The organism is Citrobacter sp. CK194, assembly GCF_030333395.1.
Lineage (GTDB): Bacteria > Pseudomonadota > Gammaproteobacteria > Enterobacterales > Enterobacteriaceae > Citrobacter_B > Citrobacter_B koseri.
This window is the reverse complement of sequence record NZ_JAOWGA010000019.1, coordinates 72,244-96,414: the sequence shown is the minus strand read 5'-3', so window position 1 is coordinate 96,414 and position 24,171 is coordinate 72,244. Positions and strand designations below refer to the sequence as shown.

Here is a 24,171-nt window from a genome sequence, read left to right as displayed (position 1 = left end):
GCTTTATCCGGCCTACGCCTCAGGAATTCCCCTCATCTCTTTGCTTATCTGACGGTTTATTGTCATATTTTTCTGGCACAGTTGGACATCTGAGCGCAATGCTCGCCATAATAATCAGGCAGTGTCCCGTGAATAAAACGGAGTGTGAGTTGTAATGGGTCAGGAAAAACTATACATCGAGAAAGAGCTAAGTTGGTTAGCGTTCAACGAACGCGTGCTCCAGGAAGCTGCGGATAAATCAAATCCGCTTATTGAACGCATGCGCTTCCTGGGCATCTATTCCAATAACCTTGACGAGTTCTATAAAGTTCGTTTCGCCGAACTGAAACGTCGCATCATAATCAGCGAAGAACAGGGTTCTAATTCTCATTCTCGCCATCTGCTAGGTAAGATCCAGTCCCGGGTACTAAAAGCCGACCAGGAATTCGACAGCCTGTACAACGAATTGCTGCTGGAAATGGCGCGTAATCAGATCTTCTTAATCAACGAACGCCAACTGTCGGCCAACCAGCAAAGCTGGCTGCGGCATTATTTTAAACACTACTTACGCCAACACATCACGCCAATTCTGATCAATCGCGAGACGGATTTAGTTCAGTTTCTGAAAGATGATTACACCTATCTGGCCGTAGAGATTATTCGTGGCGATGCTATCCGCTACGCGCTGCTGGAAATTCCATCCGACAAAGTGCCGCGTTTTGTGAATCTGCCGCCGGAAGCGCCGCGTCGCCGTAAGCCGATGATCCTGCTGGATAACATTTTGCGCTACTGCCTGGACGACATCTTCAAAGGCTTCTTTGACTACGACGCGCTGAATGCCTACTCAATGAAGATGACCCGTGATGCCGAATACGATTTGGTGCACGAGATGGAATCGAGCCTGATGGAGCTGATGTCCTCCAGCCTGAAACAACGCCTGACCGCCGAGCCGGTGCGTTTTGTTTATCAGCGCGATATGCCAAACGCGCTGGTGGAAGTGCTGCGTGAAAAGCTGACCATCTCCCGCTACGACTCCATCGTACCCGGCGGCCGGTATCACAACTTCAAAGACTTCATTAGCTTCCCCAACGTGGGCAAAGCCAATCTGGTGAACAAGCCGCTGCCGCGATTGCGCCATCTCTGGTTCGATAAAGAGAAGTTCCGCAACGGGTTCGACGCCATTCGCGAACGCGACGTTCTGCTCTATTATCCGTACCACACTTTCGAACATGTGCTGGAATTGCTGCGCCAGGCCTCCTTTGACCCCAGCGTGCTGGCGATCAAAATCAACATCTATCGTGTGGCGAAGGATTCACGCATCATCGACTCGATGATTCACGCCGCCCATAACGGCAAGAAAGTCACCGTAGTGGTAGAATTGCAGGCGCGATTCGATGAAGAGGCGAATATCCACTGGGCGAAGCGGCTGACCGAAGCAGGCGTACATGTGATCTTCTCGGCGCCAGGCCTGAAAATTCACGCCAAACTGTTCCTCATCTCGCGTAAAGAAGGCGATGAGGTAGTGCGTTATGCGCACATCGGCACAGGGAACTTCAACGAAAAAACGGCACGCCTGTACACCGACTATTCCTTACTGACCGCCGATGCGCGTATCACGAACGAAGTCCGTCGCGTGTTCAACTTTATCGAGAACCCTTACCGCCCGGTGACGTTCGACTATTTGCTGGTCTCTCCGCAGAACTCACGACGCTTGCTGTACGAGATGATCGATAAAGAAATCGCCAACGCCCAGCAAGGTCTCCCCTCCGGCATTACGCTGAAGCTGAATAACCTGGTGGACAAGGGGCTGGTCGACCGTCTGTACGCTGCATCCAGCTCGGGTGTGCCGGTCAATCTGCTGGTTCGTGGGATGTGTTCGCTGATTCCAAATCTGGAAGGCATTAGCGACAATATCCGCGTGATCAGTATCGTGGATCGTTATCTCGAACATGACCGGGTTTATATTTTTACCAACGGCGGCGACAAGCAGGTGTATCTTTCCTCCGCTGACTGGATGACGAGAAATATCGATTACCGTATCGAAGTTGCTGCGCCGCTGCTCGACCCGTGTCTTAAGCAACGCGTGCTGGATATTATTGACATCCTGTTTAGCGACACGGTAAAAGCCCGCTACATAGATAAAGAACTGAGTAATCGCTACGTGCCGCGCGGAAATCGTCGCAAGGTGCAGTCGCAACTGGCGATTTACGACTACATCAAATCACTCGAGCAACCTGACTAACGCTATGCCAATACATGACAAGACACCCCGGCCGCAGGAGTTCGCGGCGGTCGACCTCGGTTCGAACAGTTTTCATATGGTCATTGCCCGCGTGGTGGATGGCGCCATGCAGATCATCGGTCGGCTGAAACAGCGCGTACATCTGGCGGATGGTCTCGGCGAAGACAATATGTTAAGTGAAGAAGCGATAGAACGCGGGTTAAGCTGCTTATCGTTATTCGCCGAACGCCTACAGGGATTCTCCCCGTCAAGCGTGTGTATCGTAGGCACCCATACCCTGCGCCAGGCGCTGAACGCCACCGATTTTCTGAAGCGCGCGGAGAAGGTCATCCCCTACCCGATCGAAATCATTTCCGGTAACGAAGAAGCCCGCCTGATTTTTATGGGCGTGGAGCATACGCAGCCGGAAAAAGGCCGCAAGCTGGTGATCGATATCGGCGGGGGTTCGACGGAGTTAGTCATCGGCGAAAACTTCGAGCCAAAACTGGTCGAAAGCCGTCGCATGGGGTGCGTCAGTTTCGCACAAATCTATTTTCCTGGCGGCGCCATTAGCCCGGAAAATTTCCAGCGCGCCCGAATGGCCGCTGCGCAAAAACTGGAGACGTTAACCTGGCAGTTCCGCATTCAGGGCTGGAACGTCGCGCTGGGCGCGTCTGGCACCATCAAAGCCGCCCATGAAGTGCTGCTGGAAATGGGTGAGAAGGACGGCTTCATTACGCCAGAACGACTGGATAAACTGATGGCTGAAGTGCTCAGGCACCGCTCCTTTGAAGCACTGAGCCTGCCGGGTCTGTCTGAAGAGCGAAAAGCGGTCTTTGTACCGGGTCTGGCCATTCTGTGCGGCGTTTTTGATGCGCTGGCGATCCGCGAACTCCGCCTTTCCGACGGGGCGCTGCGCGAAGGCGTGCTGTACGAAATGGAAGGCCGCTTCCGTCATCAGGATGTGCGCAGCCGTACGGCCAAAAGCCTGGCGAATCAGTATAACATCGACAGCGATCAGGCCCGGCGCGTGCTGGAAACAACCATGCAGATGTATGAACAGTGGCAGACGCAACAGCCAAAGCTGGCGCATCCGCAGCTGGAAGCGTTACTGAAGTGGGCTGCAATGCTGCATGAGGTGGGGCTGAACATCAACCACAGCGGCCTGCACCGCCACTCTGCCTATATTCTGCAAAACAGCGATTTGCCGGGTTTTAACCAGGAACAGCAACTGATGATGGCGACATTAGTCCGTTATCATCGTAAAGCCGTTAAGCTGGATGACTTGCCCCGCTTTACGTTGTTCAAGAAAAAACAATTCCTGCCGTTGATTCAGCTATTGCGCCTGGGCGTTCTGCTGAATAATCAGCGCCAGGCCACCACAACGCCGCCAACGCTACGGCTTAAAACTGACGACAATCACTGGACGTTGCGCTTCCCGCATGACTGGTTTAGCCAAAACGCGCTTGTCCTGCTCGATCTGGAAAAAGAGCAGCAATACTGGGAAGCGGTCACAGGCTGGCGTCTCAAAATCGAAGAAGAGAGTTCGCCCACTATCGCGGCGTAATTTCGCCTCAGGCACCAGACAATGGTGCCTGTACCTCTTCCAGCGTCGCCGCCAGCGGCCTGGGTTCGCCAAGCAAATAGCCCTGAAGGTAATCGATCCCCAACGCGCTCACCGCACTACGAATTTCTTCGCTTTCCACATATTCCGCCACCACTTGCATATTCTTCATTCGCGCCAGATGACAAATGGACGCCACAATCTGGTAATCGAGACTGTTAGAGACGATATTGCGAATAAAGCTGCCATCGATCTTGAGAATATTCGCGCTCACATTTTTCAGCCGCGCATAACTGGCATAACCGGTTCCAAAATCATCAATCGCTATCTGGCAACCTAACTGTTGCAACTGTGACAACGTTGCCTGACCCTGTTCGGCATTGGTGAACGCATTGCTTTCGGTCACTTCAAAGATCAGTTGCCACGCTTCAACTTCGTACTGGCTCAGCAGGTTACTGACATCAATCGGAAACTGGGCGCGGCATACCGACGTTGGTGACAGATTGATGGCAAAACGGTGGGCTGGCAGCTTATCCCGGTTCTGCGCCATAAAGCGTAGGGTATTTTCAATCACCCACAGATCGATGCTGGACGACAGGCCAAATTCGTGAGCAACGGGTAGAAAACCATCGGGATTGATCATGCCGCCATTATCGTCTTTCAGTCGCAGCAAAATTTCATGGTAAACATCGCCGCGAATGCCCGAAATCGGCTGCGCCATCAGGCAAAAATGATCGTGCTCCAGCGCATACTGCAAGCGGTTCATCATCGCCACTTTATCTTTCAGGTCCCGCTGCAAATGCATTGCGCCACGCCGCTGCATATTCTCCGGTTTGTTGGTCATCAGAGAAAGATCGGCGATGGTACTTAATTCGCCTAATAACAGATAGATATGGCTGACCGGAGAGCGCACATAGCAGTAGCTGACCCCAACCTGCGGCTGGAGCGGCATATCATCCCACATGAAACGGAATTGCTTGATATGGTTGTCCAGCGCTTCAATGCGCTGTTGATGCGACTCCATATTCAGACGCAGAATCAAATCATGCCCCGACAGCTGATACACGCATTCACCGGGCGCCAGCAAGGTGTTTATCCAGTGGGAGAGCTTTTGCTTGTACTGAATTCTCAGCATAACGCCATAGTTCTTCCCCAGTAATTCCAGGCCGGGCACGCGTAAAAAACAGAGTGCTGACCAGGGCGAATTTTTCAGCGCGCGATTTAGCGCCCGCAGGTTAGGCAGATGCACGACGGGATCAAGATACGCGAGCCGACGCGCCCGACCGCTGACGATTCTCTGGCGCGTCGCCAGCACCGCCATATAGCTCACAATAAAAGAGAAAACCAGGTAGCTTGAAGACGTAATAGTGAGTTGTGTGTCATACCCGGAATAATAAGGCATGTAGCTCTGGTAATAATGAATTGCGGTAATGAGAACAGCCGACCATATCAGCGAAATAAATCGATAACCGTAGCGCATCGCTCCCCATAGCATTACCGGCAATAATAATGACAAGGTATAGTTAGTGCTAAATATTGAACTATTTTCATTCAATGGCATGCAAAGCATTGTCATGAGCAATGTCAGCACGAGTAACCAGATAACAACCTCTTTCTTTGTGACTTTCTTATCAAACTGTTGTTTCAGTTGCGCATAATATCCACGCAGGTACAGAGGATTGCGGACAGTGCGAATAATAAAATAACACAGCGGAACGCCGATAAGATTTCCCACCAGCAAAGCCTGATAGTTAATCAATGTATTGATATTAAAAGGCATTACGCCCATCATGCTTGATTTGCTCGCATACATTCCCAGGAAGGCGGCAAATTGAAAAAGCACCAGAAATAACGTCGCCGGGCAAAACACCTGCCAGAACATCCGCTGAAACATCAGGTGAGCATCGCCATGAGACACCTGATTACGCCGGGGAGTAAACACGCGATACCCGCCCCAGCAGAGCACGACCGGGATAATGAAATGTCCGATAATGGAGAGCGTCTCATACAATCCCACTATCGGATAACGATTCCAGAAGATTGCGACCGCAATGCCCGGTAATGCCGCCCAGTCAAAAAATGACATCAGGCTGATAGTGAATGCCAGAGGAAGGTAAAAAAGCGTGACATTACCGGAACCCGTATTGGTATGTGCGTAGGTATTGGCAATGCTTAATATGGGCAACAGCAAAGAGGGTAAAATGAGAGGCAGCACCCACCATTTATCTCTGATTTTGATATAGGTCTGATTTAGTTTCATAGATGCTCAGCAAAAACCCTCGCTTCCTGCAAGGTGCTTCAGACAGGCATCCCACCTGACTTTAAAATAATAATAAAAACAACGTCACAATATGTGTCTTGATTCTAGTTATCAACGGGAAGCAACATTTGATATATATCAATCAATTTCCTTCTCATTAACTAATAATTACGTTTTTTCTGCTTCGTTATCATTAATTTATTATTAATGTAAATACTAAAATTATCTTCCATAACAATAAGAGATAAATCAACTGACGTATTTTTACATAATCGACAATTGACCATTCCTTTACAATGTGCCTTAATGTACACATCGCCCACTATGCTGGGCATACCCTAAGGAACCTTTTGTGAGTCAGGCAACCAGTATGCGAAAACGACATCGATTTAACAGTCGAATGACCCGTATCGTACTGTTTATCAGTTTTCTCTTCTTCTTCGGACGCTTCGTCTACTCTTCTATCGGTGCCTGGCATCATCATCAGGATAAAAAAGAAGCTCAACAGTCCACTCTCTCAGTCGAGACGCCTGCTCAACGCTAAACTTTTCCTGCTCACATAAACATACTGTTTTCTGGATTGCATATGCATTCGCCGGACAGGTAGCGCTGTGCCTCAGTCTGGTAAAGAAAAACCCCCTGCACAGGCAGAGGGTCTTTATTCATTACAACGCAGTGGTCATGAAGCGGGAGGTTATTCCCACTCAATCGTTGCTGGCGGCTTACCGCTGATGTCATACACCACGCGGGAGATGCCGTTGACTTCGTTGATGATGCGGTTAGAGACGCGGCCGAGGAAATCATACGGCAGGTGCGCCCAGTGCGCGGTCATAAAGTCGATGGTTTCTACCGCACGCAGGGAGACAACCCAGTCGTATTTACGGCCATCGCCCATTACGCCAACGGAGCGAACCGGCAGGAACACGGTGAACGCCTGGCTCACTTTGTTGTACAGATCCGCTTTGTGCAACTCTTCGATGAAGATAGCATCCGCACGACGCAGCAGGTCGCAGTACTCTTTCTTCACTTCGCCCAGTACGCGAACGCCCAGACCCGGCCCCGGGAACGGATGACGGTACAGCATGTCGTACGGCAGGCCCAGTTCCAGACCAATCTTGCGCACTTCGTCTTTGAACAGCTCTTTCAGCGGCTCAACCAGACCCATCTTCATCTCTTTCGGCAGGCCGCCCACATTGTGGTGAGATTTGATGACGTGTGCTTTACCGGTGGCGGAAGCGGCGGACTCGATAACGTCAGGATAGATAGTGCCCTGCGCCAGCCATTTCACGTCTTCCAGTCTGAACGCTTCTTCATCGAAGACTTCAACGAATACGCGACCGATGATCTTACGTTTCGCTTCAGGATCGTTTTCGCCTTTCAGCGCGGTCAGGAAACGTTCTTCCGCCGGAACGTGAACAATGTTGAGGCCAAAATGATCGCCGAACATGTCCATTACCTGCTCGGCTTCGTTCAGACGCAGCAGGCCGTTATCAACAAATACGCAGGTCAGGTTTTTACCGATGGCGCGATGCAGCAGCATCGCGGTAACGGAAGAGTCAACGCCGCCAGACAGGCCGAGGATCACTTTGTCGTCGCCAACCTGTTCACGGATGCGATTTACCGCATCGTCGATGATCTTCGCCGGAGTCCACAGCGCTTCACACTGGCAGATATCACGCACAAAGCGTTCCAGCATGCGCATACCCTGACGGGTGTGCGTGACTTCCGGGTGGAACTGCACGCCGTAAAAACGTTTTTCCTCGTTAGCCATAATGGCGAACGGGCAGGTTTCGGTGCTGGCAACGGTGACAAAGTCAGACGGGATAGCGGTAACTTTATCGCCGTGGCTCATCCACACGTCCAGCAGCGGCTTACCGTCTGCGGTCAGGGAGTCTTCAATGCCGCGAATCAGCGCGCTGTCGGTTCTCACTTCCACCTGCGCGTAACCGAATTCACGTTCATTGGATGCTTCAACATGGCCGCCCAGTTGCATCGCCATCGTCTGCATGCCGTAGCACACGCCGAATACCGGCACGCCAGCTTCAAACACATACTCCGGCGCGCGCGGGCTGTTTTCTTCAGTGGTGCTTTCCGGGCCGCCGGAAAGAATAATACCGCTTGGGTTGAATTCGCGAATTTGTGCTTCCGTAACATCCCACGCCCACAGTTCGCAGTAAACGCCGAGTTCACGCACGCGACGCGCAACCAGCTGAGTGTACTGAGAACCAAAATCCAGGATGAGAATGCGATGTTTATGAATATTTTCCGTCATTGACGCTAATTCCGAGGCAAGTGAAACAGATTAAATAAATCGCCCGACACGAGGTCGGGCGAAGAAAATCAGGAGCCCAGACGGTAGTTCGGGGACTCTTTGGTGATGGTCACGTCATGAACGTGGCTTTCCTGAATACCCGCACCGCTGATGCGTACAAACTCCGCTTTGGTACGCAGCGCGTCGATAGTACCACAGCCGGTCAGACCCATACAGGAGCGCAGGCCGCCCATCTGCTGGTGAATGATCTCTTTCAGGCGGCCTTTATACGCTACGCGGCCTTCGATACCTTCCGGCACCAGTTTGTCTGCCGCGTTATCGCTCTGGAAGTAACGGTCAGAGGAGCCTTTGGACATCGCGCCCAGAGAACCCATACCACGGTAGGATTTGTAAGAACGGCCCTGGTACAGTTCGATTTCGCCCGGGGATTCTTCAGTACCCGCCAGCATGGAACCGACCATTACCGCGCTTGCGCCTGCGGCGATCGCTTTGGCGATATCGCCGGAGAAACGAATACCGCCATCGGCGATAACCGGAATGCCCAGGCCTTCGAGTGCTTCTACTGCATCAGAGACAGCAGTAATTTGTGGAACGCCTACGCCTGTGACGATACGGGTCGTACAGATAGAGCCAGGACCGATACCCACTTTCACCGCGCTGACGCCAGCGTCTGCCAGCGCGCGCGCGCCTGCGCCGGTTGCTACGTTGCCGCCGATGATTTGCAGATCCGGGTATTTGGCGCGGGTTTCACGAATGCGTTGTAGAACGCCTTCGGAGTGGCCGTGAGAGGAGTCGATCAGCAGTACGTCAACGCCAGCGGCAACCAGCGCGTCAACGCGCTCTTCGTTGCCCGCACCCGCGCCGACTGCCGCGCCAACGCGCAGACGACCCTGCTCATCTTTACAGGCGTTCGGTTTACGTTCCGCTTTCTGGAAATCTTTTACGGTGATCATGCCGATCAGATGGAAGCTGTCATCCACAACCAGCGCTTTCTCAACGCGTTTTTCGTGCATTTTGGCAAAAACCACTTCACGCGCTTCACCTTCGCGCACCGTGACCAGGCGCTCTTTCGGCGTCATATACACGCTGACAGGCTGGCTCAGGTCGGTGACAAAACGCACGTCACGACCGGTAATGATACCGACCAGCTCGTTATCTTCGGTGACAACCGGATAGCCAGCAAAACCGTTACGTTCGGTCAGTTCTTTCACTTCACGCAGCGTGGTGGTTGGCAGAACGGTTTGCGGGTCGGTGACCACGCCGGATTCATGTTTCTTCACGCGGCGAACTTCTTCCGCCTGACGCTCGATAGACATGTTTTTGTGGATAAAACCAATGCCGCCTTCCTGTGCCAGGGCGATTGCAAGGCGCGCTTCCGTCACGGTATCCATTGCTGCGGAGAGCATAGGGATGTTCAGACGAATGGTTTTCGTCAACTGCGTGCTGAGGTCGGCAGTATTCGGCAGAACGGTGGAGTGAGCGGGAACGAGGAGGACGTCGTCAAACGTCAGAGCTTCTTTAGCAATACGTAGCATGGGCAATATCTCTAACCTGGGGGTGGATAAATATTGCCGTGGCATTATACAGAGCGAAACCGATTGCATCCACACTTTTTTGCAAATAATGCTTGCGATCCCCTGTGGGCGGGTTACTATCGACTGAATAACTTGCTGATTTAGAATTTGATCCCGCTCACATGTTATCCTCTCAGACCTCCTCAATCTTTACCGTAAGCCGCCTTAATCAGACGGTTCGTCTGCTGCTTGAGCAGGAAATGGGGCAAGTATGGATCAGCGGTGAAATCTCTAATTTCACGCAGCCCGCCTCCGGTCACTGGTACTTTACGCTAAAGGATGACACCGCCCAGGTACGCTGCGCGATGTTCCGTAACAGCAACCGCCGCGTCACTTTTCGCCCGCAACACGGACAACAGGTGCTGGTTCGCGCCAATATCACCCTGTATGAGCCGCGCGGCGACTATCAGATCATCGTTGAAAGCATGCAGCCTGCGGGTGAAGGCCTGCTCCAGCAGAAGTATGAATTACTGAAAGCAAAATTGCAGGCTGAAGGGCTGTTCGATCAGCAGTATAAACAACCACTCCCCTCGCCCGCTCACTGCGTCGGGGTGATCACCTCAAAAACCGGTGCCGCTTTACATGACATTCTTCATGTCCTGAAACGCCGCGATCCCTCCCTGCCGGTTATCATCTACCCGACCGCTGTTCAGGGTGATGACGCACCGGGCCAGATTGTTCACGCCATTGAACGGGCTAACGCCCGAAATGAATGCGACGTGCTGATCGTCGGGCGCGGCGGCGGTTCACTGGAAGATCTGTGGAGTTTTAACGATGAACGCGTCGCGCGGGCGATTTTCGCCAGCCGCATTCCGGTCGTTAGCGCCGTCGGCCATGAAACCGACGTTACCATCGCCGATTTTGTTGCCGACCTGCGCGCGCCGACGCCTTCCGCAGCCGCCGAGATAGTCAGCCGTAATCAGCAGGAGTTGCTGCGCCAGATTCAGTCCGCGCAACAACGCCTCGGGATGGCGATGGATTACTATCTGGCAAACCGCAACCGCCGTTTTACGCAGCTTTTCCATCGGTTACAGCAGCAACACCCGCAACTGCGCCTGGCGCGCCAGCAGACGATGCTGGAAAGATTGCGCCAGCGGATGAACTTCGCGCTGGATAATCAACTCAAGCGCGCGGCCTCGCGCCAGCAACGTGTCCTCCAGCGTTTAAACCAGCAAAACCCGCAGCCGCGAATTTATCGCGCGCAAACGCGTATTCAGCAGTTGGAGTATCGTCTGGCCGAGAACGTGCGCGCACGTCTGAGCGCCACACGCGAACGCTTTGGCAATGCGGTAACGCATCTTGAAGCCGTCAGCCCGCTCTCCACGCTGGCGCGCGGTTATAGCGTAACCACGGCGACGGACGGCAAGGTGCTGAAGCAAACCAGACAGGTGAAAGCCGGTGATGTGCTCACCACCCGGCTGTCAGACGGCTGGGTGGAAAGCGAAGTGAAAGGCGTGACGACCGCGAAGAAAACGCGCAGGAAAAAGACGGATTAAAGCGGCACAAACTCCACGCGCTTTTTAGAGATCAGCCCATGACCATTCTGGCAGAAATAATCCACCGCGCCGCAGGCTTTTAACACCTGGAGCGGCTTATGGCAATCCGGGCAGCGCGCTTCAAGTTCAATATCTTTATTGCAACTGTCGCAGTGCGCCGCACCGTTTTGCGGTTCCAGTTCTGTATGGCAATCCGGGCAGGTAATCGACACGGTAACTCCTTTGATATGTTGCGAGCTGAGCATCAAAGCCCATGACCAATAAATCCCTGAACGCCTGTTCCCGTCTCGTTCGTTGAACTGCCGGGGCGTCACTCACGCCCCGGCCAGGTCGGATGTTGCATCAGGCGTTAGTGACCGGCTTCTGCTCATTTTTAGTCTGTGTATTTTCCAGCATACGACGAACCGGAACAATAAGCACGATCAGCACCGCAGCGCAAATCAGCAGGGCGACGGAGCAACGCGCGAAGAGGTCCGGCAGCATATCGAGCTGATCGGCCTTCACATGGCCGCCAATCAGGCCCGCAGCCAGGTTACCCAGCGCGCTCGCACAGAACCACAGTCCCATCATCTGACCGCGCATTCTTTCCGGCGCCAGCAGCGTCATGGTCGCCAGACCAATCGGGCTCAGGCACAGCTCGCCCAGCGTCAGCATCAGAATGCTGCCTACCAGCCAGAACGGCGATACGCCCGCCCCGCCGTTATTCAGCACGTTCTGCGCCGCCAGCATCATCAGGCCAAAGCCCGCCGCCGCACACAGAATACCGATAACAAACTTGGTGATGCTGCTCGGGCGAATGTTCATGCTCGCCAGCTTTGGCCATGCCCAGCTGAACACCGGCGCCAGCAGGATGATAAACAGAGCGTTGATCGACTGGAACCATACGGCCGGAATCTCAAAATCGCCGATCATGCGGTTAGTGTAGTCGTTGGCGAACAGGTTGAATGAGGTCGGCTTTTGCTCAAACGCAGACCAGAAGAATGCGGCTGAAACCAGCAGGATAAAGCATACCAGCAGTCGTGCACGCTCTTTACGGTTCAGGCCCGCAAAAACAAACAGGTAGATAAAGTAGAGCGCAACAGACGCCGCAATCACGTACACCAGCATGCTGGCTACCGCGACCGGGTTAATCACAATCACGCCCTGAGCGATCAGCGCAACGATAACCACCACGCCTACTGCCAGCGCCAGCAGCCATGCGCCCACGCCGTTTCTCTTCACTACCGGGCTGTTCCAGGTGGAGTCCAGCCCCACTTCGCTGTCGTAGCGTTTCATTGCCGGAACGGCAAACACGCGGAAAATGATCAACGCCACCAGCATCCCGATGCCGCCGATACCAAAGCCCCAGTGCCAGCCGTGGCTTTTAATCAGCCAGCCGGAGATCAGCGGCGCAATGAACGACCCCATATTGATGCCCATATAGAACAGCGAGAAACCGCCGTCACGACGCGCATCGCCTTTTTTATACAGCGTCCCTACCATGACCGAGATACAGGTCTTGAACAGGCCAGAACCGAGCACGATAAACATCAGGCCGATAAAGAACAGGTTGTCGCCCATCACGGCAGAGAGCGCAATCGACAGGTGGCCGAGCGCAATCAGAATCGAGCCGTACCAGACCGCTTTCTGCTGGCCGAGCCAGTTATCCGCCAGCCAGCCGCCAGGCAACGCCGCGAGATACATCGTACCGGCAAAGATACCAACAATCGCGGAGGCGTTTTCACGCGCCAGTCCCATGCCCCCGTCATAGACGGTCGCAGCCATAAACAGGATCAGTAACGGACGGATGCCGTAAAACGAGAAACGTTCCCACATCTCGGTGAAGAACAGCGAACCGAGCGGATAAGGATGGCCGAAGAACGTTCGGCTTTCTTTTTGATTAACAGAGGATTGCATAATTCTCCCGAAAAGGTATGTCGTTGTGCTTATAAACACCGCAATGCACGCCGACCAGTTACGTATCTGGCCGATTTTTTTACATGCGGCGAAGGGTTATTTAACCATTTGATAACCTGGAGCCAGTTTTGTCTAGTACCAACCCCTGGACTTTAAGATGAAAATTCGACAATTGTCTACTTTCTTAGATTTAAAGTTGGAAGAAAACGAATAGTCATTGACATCACACAGGGAAACCATCAGATGGAACAAAACAAAAAAACCCGCGACAGGCGCGGGTTTTATCAACGTCAGCGACGATTATTTGCTTTTTAATGTGAATGGCAAATAAGCCAGTTATCGATTGTTATAAAAGAGTTTTTTAATAAACATATCTAATTGTGTACACCCGTGTGTACATTAAAAAAACAAAGTGCTTACTTAATTCGCTCTATTTTTAATCAATTCCAAACGCTACGCGGTAGGGCGTTCATTCCAGGCATCATGAGCCAGTAAATTACCATCTTTATACAGATGGGTAATTTTTTCATAGTTCAGGGCCACTTCTTCCATATGGCCGGTTCCCGGACAGCCTCGCGTATCATGCATAGCTGGACTGACCGAAATAACTTTCACATTTTCCAGAGTAATCCGGTAATACTCCGCCTCTTGTCCGGCGTGGTTAATGTGATAAAACTTGAATTCGGCTGATTTGAGCGTCTGACCGGTCGCTGCCGCCTTAAACAGATACGGCGATGTGCTATCAAGCTCTTTGGTAAACTGGAAAGGTGAATGCTGGCGTGTTCCCGTCACCTTCCCTGTCATTGGGTCGGTAGGGATAGTTAAATATGGTGTAACCCTCGAAGCTCAACACCTCCTTCACGGTCTTGTACATCGGAAGATCCACGGATCATTGCACCGCCATCGTCGGTCAAAAACAAGTGTACTGGTACTGCCATTTATAAAGCTCCTTGCAATTATTCGTACAACCATTTCCCGGCTTTAGCCGATTTAATAAACATGTCTATCGTGAAATCAGGAACATCTATAGGATTAGGCTTCTTGAATGGGTTCCATGAAAATTTCACTTCAGGGTAGTAGGTTTCAAGATGGAAATCAGACATGTCTACGCCAAATTCTTTTGCAAAATCTTCAACTAACTCTTCAACATCATCCTGATCAAGCTGCACATCAAAATGAATGTTTGACTCTGCCGTGTACGTGTCGTATTTCTTTTTCCTGAACATGTAAGCACCTGAACGAACAGAAAACATGTGTAGTACACGCTGTTCAATGTCGTCTTCGCCGATTACCATAACTTATCATTGCCTCTCGCTATGGTGTTGTATTCGCGGATCGAATTGTAGGTAATCTGTGAAACATCAGCCAAAAGAACAACCTCGCCAACCAATGGAATAGTACGGCCTACCCATGTACCAACCTTCCGCACCATTCTGCGTTTTACAGTCCACGGAGTATAACCACCGATCCATGTCGGCATTTTCAACCCGAACGGGAACATTCTATTTCCGAATACTTTCCTCACGCCTTTTGAAAGTCTGGAAGTTCCTTTCAGTGCCGTTTCTGGCTTAGTCCGAGTATCTTGGTCATTCATACCTGCGTACAGTGCATAAATTGCGGCAATGTCTTTAATGCCGAACTGGTCAGCAGTGTTGAAAATAAACACCATAAAAAATAGTTCAGAGGCGGTAAGATTCGACTTTCCAGCGTAGAAGTATGTTCCGTTTAATTCCTCAACCGTATCCACAGCCAATTCCTTTTTTGTGCAAAGGGCAATCATAACGGCCAATATTAAGCCATTCCAGAGCAACAGATTGATTTACATCAAGCACCAAGCGCATTCAGGAGCACACACCACCTTTTGCCAGCAGGACATACATACCACCAGCGCGGATTTTTCCGGATTGGGATAGGTTGACACTTTCCGGGAAAACTCGCATTTAACCTTAGGAAATCTTAGGAGGCCGGTTGACACTTTTGCGGAAAATCCGGGGTTTTATAGCAGCGTTAACGGGGATAAATTAATTCGGGGCCTGCAATCACAGGGGCTGTGGCCGGGTTGACGCTTTTTCGTAGGAAAGTGAAAAGTGTCAACCTGCGCGTTTCGTATCTCAGGAACGGTTTACACTTTGCCACCGGGCGACGTTGACACATATCACCTGTGCACCTTTTCGCGCCAGAGTGAAAGAGCCTTAATCCCCTCCGGATTCCAGTCCGCCATTTCATCAGGGTAATCCGTGGAGGTGTAAAACAGTTCGCGCCTCAGGGTCAACAACAGCAGCGCCGCATTCTCTTTCAGGTCATAACGCTGAAAATAAAATTCAGCATCCTGCGTATCAAGATAAATACCTTCATCCTCCAGAAGCGCTACCTCATAGCCCAGTTCATCAGCTGCGGCGACAGCCACTGATTGATCGCCACAGCATCGAATGCTGTGATTTTCTCACCTAGCTTTGTTGGCTTCGGCAAAGTGCCGTCACGTACCTTGCGATCCAGAGTAGAAAGGCTCATACCCAGCATTTCAGCCAAACGATAGCGGCGGATGTAGCCGGTTGTAGGAATTGCAGACTGTGTGGAGGGTTGGTTTTTCATATGCCCCGTTACCTCTTGCTGGTGGTTGATGACTTGTAACGGAATAAATTGAAGACTGATTTGCCTCAAGGCGATAGGGTGCATATCCAGCTATGCACCATTATTTGTATTAGTCGGAATTGATCACTAATGAAAATGCCGTGTACTTATCTGGTTTAGGCGGTTGTAATTTTTATTTTTTTATCCAACGTTTGATTGAGTCTTTACTCACCGAGCCGTTGAAGTATTGATGTAGTTTCGAGAGCATTTCGTTTTTACTTGCCGCCGGATACTTCTCCCAAGTGTCTTTAAGTATTCTGATGGCTTTTGCATAATTGGGATTCCGTGGTTGTGATGAATTTTTTCGCTGCTTCAGTCGCTCAACAACCTTGCCAGAATGATAAACAAAGTGTAACTGTCCTAATTTCATGTTTTCATTGTAGAAAGCAACTTTTAACAGATTATCAGCAACGGAATCAAGCCCCATGAAATGCATAATGCAAGCCGAAAGAACTAAATCATTGCTTTCTTCTAATTTAAAAATATCGCCAAATGATCCATGCTCAACACCAGAAAATTCATTTATCAAATCAATTACTTCTGGTTTTGATATTTCATCTCGAAGATAAAACCTAAAGCCTTTATTTAACTCTTCAAGAACAGTTCTCTTTTCATTTGTTGTAACAAATCCCCGCGAACCTGATGCTGTTTCCATTATGTAAAAATCTGCGCTTTGGGAGAACTTCACGGCTTCATCAGCTATTCTTTTATTCACATTATTTACGTAATTGACAACTGGATGATTCGTTTTTTCCCCTGTTTTTTTGCTCACGAATGCACACATACTTTCATCCCTTTATTCAGCCAAACGCAAAGGCATTACGTTATATGTTTCACCTCGTTCCAACGCTACCAGCAAATCAGCCCACTGAGTCAGCGCCGCCTTGCGCTCGTTGAAATACTCATGCCGGTTACACCCTTGTGTACACGCTAATCATGCACTTTGTTGATTCTTTATGATAGCTCTTGATATGAAAAAAGCCCGACGCAATGCGGGCTTCAGGATTTTTTGACAGCAGATGATTTTCAGTAAATCGTCATTTGCTTTTCTTAATGTGCTTAATCAGACGTTTACGCTTACGCATCTGGGTCGGGGTCAGCGTATTGCGCTTATTCGCATACGGGTTTTCCCCTTCTTTAAACTGAATACGGATAGGCGTTCCCATCACGTCCAGCGATTTGCGGAAGTAGTTCATCAGATAGCGCTTGTAAGAGTCCGGCAGGTCTTTCACCTGGTTGCCGTGAATCACCACGATTGGCGGGTTATATCCCCCGGCGTGGGCATATTTAAGCTTCACGCGGCGACCGCGAACCAGCGGTGGCTGGTGATCTTCAACCGCCATAGTCATGATGCGGGTCAGCATGGCGGTGCTGACGCGACGGGTTGAACTGTCATACGCTTCACGTACGGACTCAAACAGGTTGCCCACGCCGCTGCCATGCAGCGCAGAGATAAAGTGTACGCGCGCAAAGTCGATAAAGCCCAGACGGAAGTCCAGCGTCTCTTTCACCTGCTCTTTCACTTCCTGGGTCAGGCCGTCCCATTTGTTCACGACGATGACAAGTGAGCGCCCACTATTAAGGATAAAGCCCAGCAGCGACAGATCCTGATCGGAAATCCCTTCGCGCGCATCAATAACCAGCATCACCACGTTGGCATCTTCAATCGCCTGCAACGTTTTAATGACGGAGAATTTTTCTACCGCATCGGTGACTTTCCCACGCTTACGTACGCCTGCGGTATCAATCAGCACGTATTCACGCTCGTCGCGTTCCATCGGAATATAGATACTGTCGCGCGTCGTTCCCGGCATGTCATAGACCACTACGCGGTCTTCACCCAGAATACGGTTAGTCAGTGTGGACTTACCTACGTTCGGACGACCGACAATCGCCAGTTTGATTGGCAGATCCTGAGGGTTGAAGTCATCTTCCGGCTCCTCTTCCCCGTTCTCTTCCGCTGCCAGTTTCGCCCAGTATTCGGCGTCTTCATCCACTTCTTCCTGCGGGGCGACGTCGTCCATCCACGGCAGCAGAACATGCTCCAGCAGGCTGAGCACGCCACGACCGTGAGAAGCCGCAATCGGGTGAATTTCACCTAAACCCAGCGCATAGAAGTCGACAACCGCCTGATCGGGATCGAGCCCGTCAGTTTTGTTTGCCACAAGGAATGTGGGTTTTTCGCGGGAGCGCAGATGTTTGGCGATCGCTTCATCCGCTGGCATCAGGCCAGCACGCGCATCCACCATGAACAGCACAACATCAGCCTCTTCAATCGCCAGCAGCGACTGTTCCGCCATGCGGGTTTCCACACCGTCTTCGGTGCCATCAATACCGCCGGTATCAATACAGATAAACTCGCGGCCTTCAATCTCCGCACGACCGTACTTACGGTCACGAGTCAGACCCGGGAAATCCGCAACCAGCGCATCTCGGGTGCGAGTTAGACGGTTAAATAACGTGGATTTTCCGACGTTAGGGCGCCCGACAAGCGCGACCACAGGTACCATGTTTAAAGCCTCATTTAAAAAATCATCAAACAACGCGCGCGATTTTTGCGCCGTTGTTAAAAACAGTAAAACGGCCCCTGCACCAGGAGCCGTTTTTCAAAGCGTGCGGCCGTGACGATTAACGCGTAATAGAGTACAGCGTACCGTCTTTCGCCTGGATCAGCAGTTTGCCATCGGCAGAGACCGGTTCGGTCAGGAAGCCGGAGCTATCCACTTTTTGCTGAGCCACAAAACGACCATCCTCAACGTTAATCCAGTGCATATAGCCTTCGCTATCGCCTACCACCAGATTGCCATTATACAGCGCAGGCGATGTCAGCAGGCGGTGCAGCAGATCGCTTTGCGTCCACAGCGTCACACCGCCGTCGGTGGTCAATGCCAGAATACGGTCGTTCTGATCCACCAGGTAGATACGATCGCCGTCAACGATGAAATCATTCACCGAGCCCAGTTCACGTTTCCACATAATCTGACCACTGCGCAGATCCAGCGCCGTCAGGTTACCATTATAAGCCAGCGCGTAAACGACGCCATTGACGATAACCGGCGTGGTATCGACATCGCTCAGACGGTCGATTTCAGTCGAACCGGTCGCCTGGGAAATACGCTGTTGCCAAATCATCTGGCCCTGCTGCATCAGCACGGCGCTGACGCGACCGTTATCACCACCCACAATAGCGGCGCCATACGCGGTAGCCGGGGCGGACTCTCCGCGCAGCGAAAGCGACGGCATGTCGAGGTTCACGGTCCATTTGATCGCGCCGTCCGCCTCATTCAGCGCCTGCAACTGACCGTTGCTGGTATGAATAAGCACCAGGCCATCGCTGACAACCGGACGAGACAACGCTTCACCGGCGACTTTCGTCTGCCATGCCGTCGTACCGTCAGCCGCGTTCAACGCATAAACCTGCGCTTTTTCGCTGCCAATATAGACATGGCCGCCGGAGACCGTTACGCCGCCAGACAGCAACGCAGGCGCTCTGGAGAACCAGCCGTCTTTCTCCGCCAGGTTCACGGACCAGACTTCTTTCCCGTCATCCGCGTTTACCGCTTTTACGGTGCCTTTACGGTCAGCCGCGTAGACCACGTTATCGGCATACGCCGGGTGCAGGTTGGAATAAAACTCGCCGATACCGCTACCTACAGACGTACTCCATGCGGTAGACGGCGTAAACTGGTTTTCCACCGTCGGCAACGGGGACATTTTGACAACATCTTCTTCGCCACTAAACAGTGAACAACCGCTCAATAACGTAACAGAAAGCAGTCCTGGCAGAAGTAATTTACGCAATTGCATCGGGTCCCTCTCAGATGGACAAATTATTGATTTTCATCTGCATCATTTCACTCAGCGCCGGGCTGGCATCGCTTTTCACGCCTGCTTCCCATGCGCTACGCGCGCCTTGTTTATCGCCTTTTCTCAACAACGCTTCGCCACGCAGATCGGCGACAATCGCAGCCCATCCTTCACCTTTTACGGTATCGAGCGTTTTCAGCGCGGTATCGGCCTGCTTGAGCTGCACCTGAACGCGGGCAAGACGCAGATTAATCACCGCTTTGAGGTTCTCATCGCTGGTGGCCGCCAGTCCTTGCTGTAGCTGGGCTGCGGCTTTCTCAAGTTCATTTTGATCAACAAACTGCTGCGCCAGTTCCATAGAAGCTAACGCGCCGTAGGCATTTTTATTCTCCGTGGCGAATTTCTCCGCAGCGGAGATGCTATCCGGTTTGCCCGCGCTCACCGCGGTCACCGCATTTTGATATGCCAGAGAAGCAGAGCGTGCGGACTCCGTCTGATGACTGGTCCAGTAGCGCCAACCGAGCAGCGCGCCAACCCCTAAAATCACCCCAACAGCCAGCGCTTTGCCATTTTCAGCAAAGAAGCGTTTAATCGCATCAACCTGGTCGTTTTCGTTCTCGTAAATTTCCACGCTGTCCTTCTCCTTAACCCAATAACGTGCGCAAATGTGCGGTCACACTATCCTGTGCGACTGCCGTTTGCTCACCAGAGCGCAAATCCTTCACTACAACGGTGCCGTCAGCCACTTCGGACTCACCCAGCACCAGTGCAACGCGGGCGCCCCATTTATCGGCACGGGCAAACTGTTTCTTAAAGTTGCCGCCGCCGTGGTTAGTCATCAGTTTTACGCCCGGATTTTCATCACGCAGGCGCTCCGCCAGTGTCATCGCCGCAGACTGCGTATCCGCGCCTGAGGCTACCAGGTATATATCGACAACAGGATCGGCATTAAATTCCAGATTAACTGCCTGAACTAACAAAACAAGTCGTTCCAGACCCATCGCAAAGCCCACCGCCGGGGTTGCGCGACCGCCAAGTTGCTCCACCAGACCGTCATAACGACCACCGGCGCACACTGTGCCCTGAGAACCCAGACTGTTGGTTACCCATTCAAATACGGTGCGGTTGTAGTAATCAAGGCCGCGAACCAGACGCTGGTTGACGGTGTAAGCGATACCCGCCGCTTCCAGCAGTTTGCACAGACCGGCAAAGTGCTCGCGGGAGTCGTCATCCAGATAGTCGCCCAGAGCAGGCGCATCGTTGAGCAGCGCCTGAACGTCCGGGTTCTTGGAATCCAGCACGCGCAGCGGGTTGGTATACATGCGGCGTTTGCAGTCTTCGTCCAGCTTCTCTTTATGCTGTTCAAGGTATGCCACCAGCGCATCACGATAGTTGGCGCGCGCGTCAAGCGAACCGATGGAGTTCAGCTCCAGATTCACATGTTCAGCAATACCCAACGCACGCCACCAGCGCGCGGTCAGCAGAATCAGCTCCGCATCAATATCCGGCCCTTGCAGACCGAAGGCTTCGACACCCAACTGATGGAACTGACGATAACGCCCTTTCTGCGGACGCTCGTGGCGGAACATCGGCCCGATATACCACAAGCGCTGTTCCTGATTGTACAGGAGACCATGTTCGATACCGGCGCGTACGCAACCCGCCGTCCCTTCAGGACGCAACGTCAGGCTGTCGCCATTACGATCCTCAAAGGTGTACATCTCTTTTTCAACCACGTCAGTGACTTCACCGATAGCGCGTTTGAATAACGGGGTCTGCTCTACAATCGGCAAACGGATTTCACTGTAACCGTAGCTGCCGAGCACGTTTTTGAGTGTGCCTTCAATGCGCTGCCAGATGGCGGTTTCGCCAGGCAGATAATCGTTCATGCCGCGAATGGCTTGAATGTTTTTTGCCACGTTTATTCTCTTTCTGAATATAAAAATGAACCCTCAGCGCTTCCCAAACGATACGGGAGCCATGCGGGTTCAATCATACACGGGAAGCGCGCCGCTTCCCATCGCGTTATTATTTTTCAACCTGCTGCACGTCGATTCGACGCGCTTCGTCCATAATGCTGGCCTTCGCGCGGATACGGGCTTCAAGCTGCGTAATCATATCATCGTTGTCGAGTCTGTCTTTACGCACGCCGTCTTCATACAGGCCGCTTTTCTTGTTACCGCCCGTTACGCCCAGCGTCGAAACCAGCGCTTCGCCCGGCCCGTTCACCACACAGCCGATGATGGAAACGTCCATTGGCGTGATGATGTCTTCAAGGCGTTGTTCCAGCGCGTTGACCGTGCCGATGACGTCGAACTCCTGACGGGAACAGGTTGGGCAAGCGATAAAGTTGATCCCACGCGCACGAATGCGCAGCGATTTCAGAATATCGAAGCCCACTTTAATTTCTTCTACCGGATCGGCCGCCAGAGAGACGCGCAGCGTATCGCCAATGCCTTCCGACAGCAGTAAACCGAGGCCAATCGCCGATTTCACCGCGCCGCTGCGCGCGCCGCCCGCTTCGGTGATCCCAAGATGCAACGGTTGTTCGATCTGTTTCGCCAACAGACGATAGGATTCTACCGCGAGGAAAACATCCGAGGCTTTCACACTGACTTTAAACTGATCGAAGTTCAGGCGATCGAGATGATCCACATGGCGCATCGCCGATTCCAGCAGCGCCTGCGGCGTCGGCTCACCGTATTTTTCCTGTAGATCTTTTTCCAGCGATCCGGCGTTTACGCCGATACGGATAGGGATATTTTTATCGCGGGCGCAGTCGACAACGGTACGAATACGCTCTTCGTTACCGATGTTGCCTGGGTTGATTCGCAGGCAATCCACGCCATATTCCGCCACTTTCAGCGCAATGCGATAGTCGAAGTGGATATCAGCAACCAGCGGGACATTAACCTGCTGCTTGATCAGCTTAAACGCCTCTGCGGCATCCATTGTCGGCACGGAGACGCGGACGATATCCGCGCCAACACGTTCCAGCGCTTTAATTTGATTGACCGTCGCTTCCACATCCGTCGTGCGCGTATTGGTCATTGACTGTACGGCGATGGGGGCGCCATCGCCAATCGGCACATTCCCAACGTAAATACGTTTCGATTTTCTACGTTGAATTGGAGCCTGGTTATGCATGAAAAATCTCCCGCGTTGCCCGTCTGTTACTGCGCCGGTGATTGTTCGGCATTAAGGGTCAGACGCGCAACCTGGTTAGTTCTGATAAAACGGCTCAGATCGACAGGTTTTCCTTGATACTGGATCTGTACCGCAGCCGGGGCGCCAATTTTAAGCTTATAAGGCGCCTGACCGGTTAGGTTTAAATTGCCATCTTTACGCTGCATTCCGCTAAACAGTTTTTTCCCTGTCGCATCGGTGACTTCCAGCCAGCAATCGGCGGTAAAGTTCATCACCAGCGCGTTCTGATCGACCGCTGACGCCGCCACGCCCGCCTGATCGGTCGGCAATGACGCCGTATCACCCGGCGCGGCAGGCGCCGTGGTTGCGGTATCCACATTCGCCTGAGAAGGCGCAACGACCGCATTCTGCTGAGCGTCTGCGGCTGGCGCCGTGGTCGTCGCGGACGCATCCGGCGTCTGCGGCACGGTGTTTGTCGCCGTAGAGTCAACAGGCGCAGTTGGCGCTGGCGTCGAATCCTGGCTTGCGGCTTCGCTGGTGTCCAGCGGTACGCTCTGGGCGCTATCGCCGCCGGCATTCAGTTCAGCAGAGGATTGATCGACCATCGTGGTGAGTTCTTCCTGCTGCGCCTTATGGTTTTGCCACCACCAAGCCCCCGTCAGGCCAACCACCACAAACAGCACCAGCCAGGTGAACGTCATCAACCAGCCATCGCGCTTTTTACGACGCTTACCTAAAGAGAAGCTCTGCATCGGCGCGACTTTGGAAGGACGAACCGGCGCCTGTTTTTCCAGACCGGGCAGCAGTTCTTCTTCAGGGATGTGCACCAGACGCGCATAAGAGCGGATATACCCGCGCAGAAACGTTGAAGCGAGATCGGCCGGGGCCTTATCTTCTTCAATATCGCGTACCGTGGAAACCTTCAGGCAAAGTCGCTCTGCAACCGCCTGCTGGCTGAGTCCGAGTTGTTCACGGGCATTGCGCAGACGAACGCCGGTGGATTGTGCTTCATTTTGGTCGTGCGTGGCTTCAGTATTCATTCGCTACAGCTGCTGGTACATAAATTGGGGTTCAGGCGCCGGTGAGACACAATGCCCACCCGCACCGCGAAACATCTGGTCAGTTAACCTTAGTTGGACAGTATAAGACTGTCAGGCTACTTATGACAAAACAGCTTAATCCTTAAGGCTAAACTATTGTTGCACCGCTACATACTGCCCTAAAGTTGACAAAAACGCACCGTTAATATTGACCAGATAAGTACAACTTGAGGCATCATTCAACCAACATTGCGCCACTGTACACAAAACACACAATGGCGCAA

General features: G+C 52.2%; 20 protein-coding genes and 2 pseudogenes. 4 read left to right on the top strand and 18 right to left on the bottom strand.

The genetic code is table 11. From position 1 onward, the window contains the following. The first annotated feature begins 154 nt into the window (after window positions 1-154). Complete coding sequence (ppk1, locus tag OGX80_RS16620; RefSeq protein ID WP_012131280.1) at window positions 155-2,221, top strand: polyphosphate kinase 1; 2,067 nt, start codon at window positions 155-157, stop codon at window positions 2,219-2,221. Between the two features lie 4 nt (window positions 2,222-2,225). Beyond that, entirely contained in the window at window positions 2,226-3,767 is a 1,542-nt protein-coding gene (ppx, locus tag OGX80_RS16615; RefSeq protein WP_012131279.1) for an exopolyphosphatase, read from the top strand. A 7-nt stretch (window positions 3,768-3,774) separates the two neighbouring features. Here the strand turns inward: ppx and OGX80_RS16610 are convergent, their stop codons facing one another. Beyond that, complete coding sequence (locus tag OGX80_RS16610; RefSeq protein WP_115181293.1) at window positions 3,775-6,024, bottom strand: sensor domain-containing phosphodiesterase; 2,250 nt, start codon at window positions 6,022-6,024, stop codon at window positions 3,775-3,777. A gap of 164 nt (window positions 6,025-6,188) precedes the next feature. Then, window positions 6,189-6,257: pseudogene (locus OGX80_RS22440) on the bottom strand (hypothetical protein); the annotation flags it as partial. Window positions 6,258-6,376: 119 nt separating this feature from the next. On the opposite strand from OGX80_RS22440, the gene OGX80_RS16605 reads away from it, so the two are divergent. Further along, window positions 6,377-6,568, top strand: a complete 192-nt coding sequence (locus OGX80_RS16605; protein ID WP_012131276.1) for a YfgG family protein — start codon at window positions 6,377-6,379, stop codon at window positions 6,566-6,568. Window positions 6,569-6,718: 150 nt separating this feature from the next. Here OGX80_RS16605 and guaA read toward each other — a convergent pair whose 3' ends face one another. Next, window positions 6,719-8,296: a glutamine-hydrolyzing GMP synthase gene (gene guaA / locus OGX80_RS16600; protein WP_058667885.1), complete on the bottom strand. Its 1,578-nt coding sequence runs from the start codon at window positions 8,294-8,296 to the stop codon at window positions 6,719-6,721. Between the two features lie 68 nt (window positions 8,297-8,364). Continuing rightward, window positions 8,365-9,831 carry an IMP dehydrogenase gene (guaB, locus tag OGX80_RS16595; protein ID WP_012131273.1) on the bottom strand — a complete coding sequence of 489 codons (1,467 nt, stop codon included), beginning with the start codon at window positions 9,829-9,831 and terminating at the stop codon, window positions 8,365-8,367. Window positions 9,832-9,992: 161 nt separating this feature from the next. On the opposite strand from guaB, the gene xseA reads away from it, so the two are divergent. After that, complete coding sequence (gene xseA / locus OGX80_RS16590; protein ID WP_110493956.1) at window positions 9,993-11,366, top strand: exodeoxyribonuclease VII large subunit; 1,374 nt, start codon at window positions 9,993-9,995, stop codon at window positions 11,364-11,366. On the opposite strand, the gene OGX80_RS16585 is transcribed toward xseA, so the two are convergent. The 14 genes and pseudogenes from OGX80_RS16585 to rodZ form a co-directional block, all read right to left on the bottom strand. After that, complete coding sequence (locus tag OGX80_RS16585) at window positions 11,363-11,578, bottom strand: zinc ribbon domain-containing protein (RefSeq protein ID WP_115182314.1); 216 nt, start codon at window positions 11,576-11,578, stop codon at window positions 11,363-11,365. The two genes, xseA and OGX80_RS16585, sit on opposite strands and share 4 nt — an antisense overlap. 130 nt (window positions 11,579-11,708) lie before the next feature. Continuing rightward, complete coding sequence (locus OGX80_RS16580; protein WP_012131270.1) at window positions 11,709-13,262, bottom strand: peptide MFS transporter; 1,554 nt, start codon at window positions 13,260-13,262, stop codon at window positions 11,709-11,711. 453 nt (window positions 13,263-13,715) lie between these two features. Then, window positions 13,716-14,200, bottom strand: a pseudogene (locus tag OGX80_RS16575) (Hcp family type VI secretion system effector). An 18-nt stretch (window positions 14,201-14,218) separates the two neighbouring features. After that, window positions 14,219-14,557, bottom strand: a complete 339-nt coding sequence (locus OGX80_RS16570; protein ID WP_110493955.1) for a DUF1493 family protein — start codon at window positions 14,555-14,557, stop codon at window positions 14,219-14,221. Next, entirely contained in the window at window positions 14,551-15,009 is a 459-nt protein-coding gene (locus OGX80_RS16565; RefSeq protein WP_110494891.1) for an STM2901 family protein, read from the bottom strand. The genes OGX80_RS16570 and OGX80_RS16565 overlap by 7 nt, the downstream gene beginning before the upstream one ends. 408 nt (window positions 15,010-15,417) lie before the next feature. Next, complete coding sequence (locus OGX80_RS16560; RefSeq protein WP_110493954.1) at window positions 15,418-15,669, bottom strand: hypothetical protein; 252 nt, start codon at window positions 15,667-15,669, stop codon at window positions 15,418-15,420. Further along, window positions 15,630-15,854, bottom strand: a complete 225-nt coding sequence (locus OGX80_RS16555; RefSeq protein ID WP_110494890.1) for a helix-turn-helix transcriptional regulator — start codon at window positions 15,852-15,854, stop codon at window positions 15,630-15,632. Before OGX80_RS16555 ends, OGX80_RS16560 begins: the two co-directional genes overlap by 40 nt. A 172-nt stretch (window positions 15,855-16,026) precedes the next feature. Continuing rightward, window positions 16,027-16,677 carry a hypothetical protein gene (locus tag OGX80_RS16550; RefSeq protein WP_110493953.1) on the bottom strand — a complete coding sequence of 217 codons (651 nt, stop codon included), beginning with the start codon at window positions 16,675-16,677 and terminating at the stop codon, window positions 16,027-16,029. Between the two features lie 253 nt (window positions 16,678-16,930). Beyond that, window positions 16,931-18,403 carry a ribosome biogenesis GTPase Der gene (gene der / locus OGX80_RS16540; RefSeq protein ID WP_047462015.1) on the bottom strand — a complete coding sequence of 491 codons (1,473 nt, stop codon included), beginning with the start codon at window positions 18,401-18,403 and terminating at the stop codon, window positions 16,931-16,933. Between the two features lie 118 nt (window positions 18,404-18,521). After that, the gene (gene bamB, locus OGX80_RS16535) at window positions 18,522-19,700 is read right to left on the bottom strand and encodes an outer membrane protein assembly factor BamB (RefSeq protein WP_047462014.1); all 1,179 of its coding nucleotides are present in this window, start codon (window positions 19,698-19,700) and stop codon (window positions 18,522-18,524) included. 10 nt (window positions 19,701-19,710) lie between these two features. Then, window positions 19,711-20,331, bottom strand: coding sequence for a YfgM family protein (locus OGX80_RS16530; protein WP_115181290.1), 621 nt, complete (start codon window positions 20,329-20,331; stop codon window positions 19,711-19,713). A gap of 13 nt (window positions 20,332-20,344) precedes the next feature. Next, entirely contained in the window at window positions 20,345-21,619 is a 1,275-nt protein-coding gene (gene hisS, locus OGX80_RS16525; RefSeq protein ID WP_024130119.1) for a histidine--tRNA ligase, read from the bottom strand. Window positions 21,620-21,728: 109 nt separating this feature from the next. Further along, the gene (gene ispG / locus OGX80_RS16520) at window positions 21,729-22,847 is read right to left on the bottom strand and encodes a flavodoxin-dependent (E)-4-hydroxy-3-methylbut-2-enyl-diphosphate synthase (RefSeq protein WP_012131265.1); all 1,119 of its coding nucleotides are present in this window, start codon (window positions 22,845-22,847) and stop codon (window positions 21,729-21,731) included. 26 nt (window positions 22,848-22,873) lie between these two features. Then, window positions 22,874-23,887 carry a cytoskeleton protein RodZ gene (gene rodZ / locus OGX80_RS16515; protein ID WP_115181289.1) on the bottom strand — a complete coding sequence of 338 codons (1,014 nt, stop codon included), beginning with the start codon at window positions 23,885-23,887 and terminating at the stop codon, window positions 22,874-22,876. Window positions 23,888-24,171: the final 284 nt, after the last annotated feature.